Annotated in this window: 4 protein-coding genes; 2 read left to right on the forward strand and 2 right to left on the reverse strand. The window is 49.5% G+C overall.

The window, feature by feature from the left end:
- Positions 1–160: 160 nt before the first annotated feature.
- Positions 161–1,711 (reverse strand): MltF family protein, encoded by a 1,551-nt coding sequence (locus QVF11_RS22845; protein ID WP_287859425.1) that lies wholly within the window; start codon positions 1,709–1,711, stop codon positions 161–163.
- Between the two features lie 610 nt (positions 1,712–2,321).
- On the opposite strand from QVF11_RS22845, the gene QVF11_RS22850 reads away from it, so the two are divergent.
- A complete protein-coding gene (locus tag QVF11_RS22850) occupies positions 2,322–4,589 on the forward strand; it encodes a TonB-dependent siderophore receptor (RefSeq protein WP_142514431.1) in 2,268 nt (755 codons plus the stop codon).
- Positions 4,590–4,851: 262 nt separating this feature from the next.
- Here the strand turns inward: QVF11_RS22850 and QVF11_RS22855 are convergent, their stop codons facing one another.
- A complete protein-coding gene (locus QVF11_RS22855) occupies positions 4,852–5,202 on the reverse strand; it encodes a helix-turn-helix transcriptional regulator (RefSeq protein ID WP_112215882.1) in 351 nt (116 codons plus the stop codon).
- Positions 5,203–5,650: 448 nt separating this feature from the next.
- On the opposite strand from QVF11_RS22855, the gene bamA reads away from it, so the two are divergent.
- Positions 5,651–7,794: outer membrane protein assembly factor BamA (bamA, locus tag QVF11_RS22860; protein ID WP_287859428.1), on the forward strand; the 2,144-nt coding region annotated here is incomplete at its 3' end.

Here is a 7,794-nt window from a genome sequence, read left to right on the forward strand (position 1 = left end):
TAATTTTAATGTATTTTATACTAAAAATTTCATTCACAGGTAATCAGAACCATTTTAAGTGCGCCGTTTTGCTTTGTAAGTCAGACGTTGTGAAGTCATCTCTGAAAAAGCCCCATTTGGGGCTTTTTCTATTTTGAAAAGTAAATTGTCAGCCGGGTTTCTACGGTGTGGCCGGCGCGGTCTGCGCGTTTGTTGCCGGAGCAGTCTGATTTTTTGATTCCGTTGTCGCCTGCTGCTTACGCGCCATTTCATCGACGATCAGCCGGTAAGCGATGTAGTACTTATAAATATTGCTCACATAGGTCACGGTCTCGGAACCAATCTTTTCGGCGGCCAGATACTCGACGTTGCCAAACCAAACGTTGGGGTCAAAGCCGCGCTTTTTGGTCTCGGTACGCAGTCGGGCGATGCGCGCGGGACCGGCGTTATAAGAAGCAAATGAGAACAGCGCCTTATCAAGCTGAGTCATCGGTTCATCCCCATAATAGTGGTCTATCATCCAGCGCATATATTTCACCCCAGCATGGATATTGGGATCGAGCTGCTTAATATCGCCGACCTTCAGCTCCCTACCGGTATTCGGCATCACCTGCATGACGCCAATTGCGCCAACGTGGCTCCGCACCGACTGATTAAGGCGCGACTCCTGATACCCCTGCGCCGCCATCAGCAGCCAGTCGACGTCATAGCGATCGCCGTATTTACGGAAAATTTCCACCATCGTGAGAAATTTACGTCGCTCCTTCTGCGCCGCCGCGTTTTTAACGTATTTAGCATCTTTCAGATAGCGCAGCAGGATCGTATTACCCAGCTTGCTGCCCTGGCTGTTTTCTTTGATGAAATGATTAAGTAACGCGAGGAGCTGAGGGCTGTTGCTGCGTACCGCCCAGCCAATATTGCCCTCGTTGCGCAGAATGATGTCCTGGTGAACCTGAATTTTTGGAAAAACCTGTTTCCAGAACATCGCCTTATGGCGATCGACCACGGTCAGCGGGATAAGTCCGGCGCTGAGCATCTCTATTAAATCTTCATCCTCCAGCGCTTCGGGGGCTGGTTTAATCATCACGGGCGGCAGGGACTCTTGCGCAAAGTGCGCATTGAGCGCAACCAGACTTGCGTAATAGCTCGACGATGTGCGCACAAATACCGTTTTGCCGGAGAGTTGTTGCAGATTTTCCACTTTAGGAGAGCCAGGGCCAGAAAGCAGCAGTTCCTGAACGTGGGAATAGATAGGCGCGGTAAACGTCATTTGCTGTTGACGTTCCGGTGTGATGGTCATGTTAGCGGCGATAACATCCCCTTTACCGGCGTTAAGCGCGCTGATGAGCTGGTCGCGGACAACGGGAACAAAAATGATCCGCACTTTGAGATGGCGATGCTTAAGCTTCTTCTCTTTCGCTAATTTTTGATTCAGGCTGCGTTCAAACTCCATAAAGATATCGTGCGTAGCGCCGCGCTGGGTGCCTTTGTTGATAAAGAAAAAGGTTTTGCTGTAGGTAGTTAAAACCCGGATTGTTCGTCGGTCGAGCATACCCGGCAAATCGCCCTGCCATGGTTGCAACATATCCTCGACGTTAACTTCAAGGGCCTCGCGTTCGTCTGGCTCAGCGCGTTTATTTTCTGAGGCCGCGTTAACCGAACTGAAAAATAGCAGGGCGGCAAGGCAGGTCAGCCAGCCGATAAGGTATCGATATGACGACAGGGTGTTCATGGCGCGGTGCTCCGCAGGGGGATTGTTTTATTCTAGTCAATCCTGCGTAGTTAGCATGCATGGCAAGCATGTATGAGGGACTACAAATCTGGATGTTAATTATTTTATTAATTAACAAGATCAGTATTTATATTGCAATAATAAAACAGAGCTTACTTAAATAATTGTGGAAATAATATGGATGAATTGTGTTTTTTTAATGTAGATACAATTCATTTGTTTAATTTGGTCATGGTATTAAATAGATTTAAAAATTTTTATCTATCTGTTTTTGCTGTTGTATTTTAATTTATTTGCATGATGAATAACTATCAACTTGATAATAAATCTCATTTCTAATAACGTGGTTCGGCACAATAATCCTATTGCGTGCTGATCGGCAAACACTATCAAAGAATAGCGTGGCGCGTTTATTTCTTCGTGTTGCCAGGGCAAAATTTTCTATTTTTTGGCGTAAATTTTGAATCGATATCCCGGTATTGCATCGGGAGGGCTCTGCTTACGCCAAAACCAGAGACGTTGCCCTATGCATGGAAGTCACTGCCGTTGTTTATCTGACTGATGAAGAAGGCGTGCCCCGACAGCAATAAAAGAAAACAGGGCATATTCCATGAAACACACTTCGCACTACTCGCTGGCTGTGCTGATCCACATGGCTATCCTGGGGGGGGCGCTGCCAGCGCTGGCCGCCGAGGGCAACACTTCAGACGAAACAAAGAAATCCGATACGGCGATTGCCGCAGAAAATCACGATGAAACGATGGTCGTGACCGCGGCAACGCAGAACCTGCAAGCCCCCGGCGTATCCACTATTACCGCCGATGAAATCCGCAAGCATCCACCGGCTCGCGACGTTTCAGAACTGATTCGAACCCAACCGGGCGTCAACCTTACCGGCAACTCCACCAGCGGCCAGCGCGGTAATAACCGCCAGGTCGATATTCGCGGTATGGGACCGGAGAACACGCTGATTCTGGTAGACGGTAAACCGGTGACCAGCCGTAACTCCGTGCGCTATGGTTGGCGCGGAGACCGTGATACGCGCGGTGATACCAGTTGGGTTCCGGCAGAAATGATCGACCATATCGATGTCATTCGCGGCCCTGCGGCGGCCCGCTACGGTAATGGCGCAATGGGCGGAGTGGTTAATATTGTCACTAAACCGGCGACCAGCGAATGGCATGGTTCCTGGAATACCTATATGAACGCTCCTCAGCACCGTAAAGAGGGATCGACGAAGCGCACTAACTTTAGTCTTAACGGCCCGCTGTCGGATGAGGTTAGCTTTAATCTATGGGGCAACCTGAGCAAAACGCAGGCCGACGCCCAGGATATTAACTCCGGCCACGAAGCGGCACGAACCGGTACCTATGCGGGCTCTTATCCAGCGGGACGTGAAGGCGTAGAGAACAAAGATATCCACGGCAAACTGCGCTGGGAGTTTGCGCCGATGCAGGCGCTGGAGTTCGAAACCGGCTACAGCCGTCAGGGTAATCTGTACGCTGGCGACACGCAAAATACCAACACCAGCACGCTGGTGAAAAGTATGTACGGCAAAGAGACTAACCGCCTCTATCGCCAGACTTACGGGGTGACGTGGACCGGCGGCTGGGATAATGGCGTGACCAGCAATACCTATGCTCAGTATGAGCACACCCGTAACTCGCGCATGAACGAGGGGCTGGCGGGCGGAACGGAAGGGATCTTCTCGGGGAGCGAATTCTCCGATATCGACCTGGCGGATGTGCTATTGCACAGCGAGGTGAATATTCCGTTTACCTTCGGGTTTGAGCAAAACCTGACGCTGGGGACCGAGTGGAACCAGCAGCGGATGAAAGATGGCGTATCGACGACCCAGTCTCTTTCTTATGGCTCTATTGACGGCATCTCGGCAACCGGCCGAAGTCCGTATTCCAGCGCTGAGATTTTCTCGCTGTTTACCGAAGACAATATTGCACTAACCGATAGCACCATGCTGACGCCCGCTCTTCGTTTTGACCACCACAGCATCGTCGGCAATAACTGGAGTCCGTCGCTGAACCTCTCGCAGGGGCTGTCGGATGACTGGACTTTGAAGCTGGGGATTGCTCGCGCCTATAAAGCGCCGAACCTCTATCAGCTCAATCCGAACTATATTCTGTACAGCAACGGACAGGGTTGCTACGCCAGCAGCTCCGCCTGTTATTTGATGGGCAATAGCGACCTGAAGGCAGAAACCAGCGTCAATAAAGAGATTGGCCTGGAGTACAAGCATGACGGCTATCAGGCTGGGCTGACTTACTTCCGTAACGACTACCACAACAAGATAGAGTCCGGCTACTCGGCGGTCAGCACCGCCAGCAACGGCACCACCAATATTTATCAGTGGGAAAACGTACCGAAGGCGCTGGTCGAAGGGCTGGAGGGCTCGTTAAACCTGCCAGTGAGTGAAACGGTCAACTGGAGCAACAACCTGACGTGGATGTTGCAGAGTAAGAACAAAACCACCGGCGATCGTCTGTCGGTGATCCCGCAGTTTACGCTTAACTCAACCCTAAGCTGGCAGGTACGCGACGATCTCTCATTGCAGAGCACCTTCACCTGGTATGGTCGCCAGAAACCAAAGCGCTTCAACTATAAGGGGGAAGCGGTGTCCGGCAGCGAGCTGAACGAAGTCAGTCCGTACAGCATTGTCGGCCTTAGTGCGACCTGGGATGTGAACAAAAACCTGAGCCTGACCAGCGGAGTGGATAATCTGTTTGATATTCGCCACTATCGCGCCGGGAATGCGCAGACGACGGGGAACTCGACGACCGGTGCTTATCTGTATGGTGCAGGCGCGGAGACCTATAACGAGTCAGGACGGACGTTTTATGTCAGCGTGAATACGCACTTCTAATTATCCGTTAATCACCAGCCGGGATATTTAATTATTCCGGCTTTTTTATTTTTGAAAGATGTGTCGCTGATATAAATGATGACAAAATCTCCACGGCCTCTACACAATTAATTCAACTTAGCAGCTTACACTTGTCTCTGTTGATCGGGTCTGCTTGATCCCGGAAACGATTAACAGTGGCATCCTGCCATTTCCATTCTAAAGTCGTCCCTCTTCCCCCTCCCAATTCCCAACCGCAGCAATGCGGAGGAGGGGGAATCCCTTATTGGTGCGTATTCAGATTTTTACGATATTGGCTTGGAGTAACGGTATAATATCTTTTGAAAGTACGGTTAAAAGCGCTAATATCTTCGTAGCCGGCCATAATACAAATGTCGACGATGCGAAAAGCAGGTTTAACCTTTAATAAATCAAGGGATAAGTGCATCCGCTGCTGGCGAATATACTCCATTGGTGACATGTTAAAATAGTGGCGGAAAAGGCGAAACAGATGCCACTCCGAGTAACCAGAAAACAGGCTCAGCGCATTCATCGTGAGCTTTTTCTCAAGGTTGTTTTTTATCCATTTCACCAGCTCGTTAAGCACCGAACGCTGAATTTCATTTCGCGGCATGATATCTACCCATTGCATCGCTATGGAATCGTGGCTGCATAATTTATTCAATATCTCTTCATTTTATCTACGGAATTATACGTTAATTTCTCCCTGTTCCTGGTCTATCCCAGAGAGCATCATTCCTAACAAGATCTTTTCCCCCTTTCAACCAATGAGAAAGGGGGCTTTTTGTTTTTATTAATTAAAAAAACAAAATGATTAAATGGTTTTGCTAGTGTCAGTAAACGCTTATATGACTAACGGCCAGGAAGAAAGTTCAACCCAAAAACAATTTTTTCAACATTGTCTAACATCCATTTTTTCTCCATTTTCTCGTCATAATTGCGTGCAATTCTGCGCCTCGTTCAGGTTATTTCAGGTTGCGTCATATTCTGTCCGCCGGAAAGAACACTGTTATTCCCAGCAGATATCTGCTATTGCCAAATATCTTTTAGACGACACCTCCATGCTAAAAAAAACGAGTATCATCGCCGGGCTATTGATTTCTCCTTTAACGCTTTATGCATCAACCTCATATACCGTTGATGATATTCGTTTTGAGGGGTTGCAGCGCGTTACCGTCGGCGCTGCGTTGTTAAGCATGCCCGTTCATACGGGGGAAGAGGTCTCCAGTGAGGATATCAGCGACTCGGTTCGTGCCTTGTACGCCAGCGGTAATTTTGAAAATGTGCAGATTCTGCGGGATGGCAGCACGCTGGTGGTGCAGGTGAAAGAGCGACCAACCATCGCCAAAATCAGCTTTTCTGGCAATAAGTCCGTAAAGGATGATGCCCTGAAAGAGAACCTGGCCGCCACTGGTATCGAAGAAGGCAGCGCGCTGGATCGCAACACGCTTACGGAAATCGAAAAAGGATTACAGGATTTCTATTACAGCGTCGGGAAATACAGCGCCCAGGTTCATGCTGTTGTCACACCGCTGCCGCGTAATCGCGTTGATTTAACCTTTGTTTTTCAGGAAGGTGTCTCGGCAAAAATCGCGCAAATTAATATCATTGGCAACCAGGCTTTTAGTGAAGAAACATTGCTGGACCAGCTACAGTTGCGCGATAGCGTTCCGTGGTGGAACGTCATTGGCGATAAAAAATATCAAAAGCAAAAGATGGCGGCGGATCTTGAAACTATTCGCAGCTATTATCTCGATCGCGGCTATGCGCGGTTTGCTATTAACTCTAGCCAGGTCAGTATTACACCAGATAAGAAGTCACTGTATATCACTATTAATGTTGCCGAAGGTGAGCGTTATAAAGTCGCCAGCACGATGCTGACCGGTGATATGGCACAGCATAACCAGGAAGTTGAGGCACTGGTAAAGCCGTTAACGGATAAATGGTATAGCGGCGCGGAAATTACGGCGGTAGAAAACAGTATTAAGACGCTGTTGGGAAAATATGGCTATGCCTGGCCGCAGGTTAACACCGCGCCGGATATTGATGATGCGAAAAAAAGCGTGGTTTTGCATATCAACGTTAATGCCGGGCGCCGTTACTCGGTACGTCAGATCCGTTTTGAAGGCAATGATACGTCCCGCGATAGGGTGCTGCGCCGCGAAATGCGTCAAATGGAAGGCGCGTGGCTGAATGATGAAAAAGTCGAACAGGGAAAAACGCGGCTGGATCGCACCGGTTTTTTTGAAACTGTCGATAAGCAAATCATCCCGGTAAGCGGTAGCCAGGATCAGGTGGACGTGGTCTATAAGGTGAAGGAACGCAATACCGGCTCTTTCAACGTTGGTCTGGGCTTCGGTACGGACAGCGGCGTCAGCTACCAGCTTGGCGTCACCCAGGATAACTGGCTGGGCACCGGCAATAGCGTTAGCTTCAACGGTACGCGCAATAGTTACCAGTCCTATCTTGAACTGGGGGCAACGAACCCTTACTTCACCGTGGATGGCGTCAGCCTTGGCGGGAAAATCTTCTATAACAGCTACGACGCCTCCGATGCCGATACCGGCAGCTACAACCAGCAGAGCTACGGCGTTGGCAGTACGCTAGGATTCCCGATTAGTGAGAATAACTCCCTCAATCTGGGCCTGGATTATGTCCATAACCATCTGACGAATATGGATCCTGAGCTGACGACATGGAACTACCTTAACTCGCGGGGTATCTACCCGAACGTTGTCACCAAGGATGGTGATAGTGGCGCGACCTATAGCGCTAACGACTATTTTGCCAGCATCGGCTGGAGCTATAACGATCTTGATCGCGGCTTCTTCCCACGCGCGGGGAATAAAAGCAGCCTGACCGCGAAGGTCACGGTGCCCGGTTCAGATAACAGCTATTATAAAGTTACTTTTGATACCACCCAATATTTGCCGCTAAACGAGAACAAAAGCTGGGTGTGGATGGAGCACCTGCGCGCGGGATATGCCGATGGGTTGAACGGCAAATCGGTACCATTTTACGATAATTTCTACGCCGGTGGCTCATCGTCGGTTCGTGGATTTTCGTCGAATACGATTGGCCCAAAAGCGGCTTATTATCGTTGTAATGGTTCTGAAAGCAGCTACAGCACCTGCCCGCTGGACTCCTCGTCCGATGCGGTTGGCGGTAACGCGATGGCGGTGCTAAACAGCGAGTTTATTGTGCC

The organism is Klebsiella sp. (assembly GCF_027492335.1).
Lineage (GTDB): Bacteria > Pseudomonadota > Gammaproteobacteria > Enterobacterales > Enterobacteriaceae > Klebsiella > Klebsiella huaxiensis.

Excerpts from the sequence above, each read along its gene's own strand:
- QVF11_RS22845 (WP_287859425.1), bottom strand. The coding sequence starts at position 1,711 with ATGAACACCCTGTCGTCATATCGATACCTTATCGGCTGGCTGACCTGC.
- QVF11_RS22855 (WP_112215882.1), bottom strand. The coding sequence starts at position 5,202 with ATGCCGCGAAATGAAATTCAGCGTTCGGTGCTTAACGAGCTGGTGAAA.
- QVF11_RS22850 (WP_142514431.1), top strand. The coding sequence starts at position 2,322 with ATGAAACACACTTCGCACTACTCGCTGGCTGTGCTGATCCACATGGCT.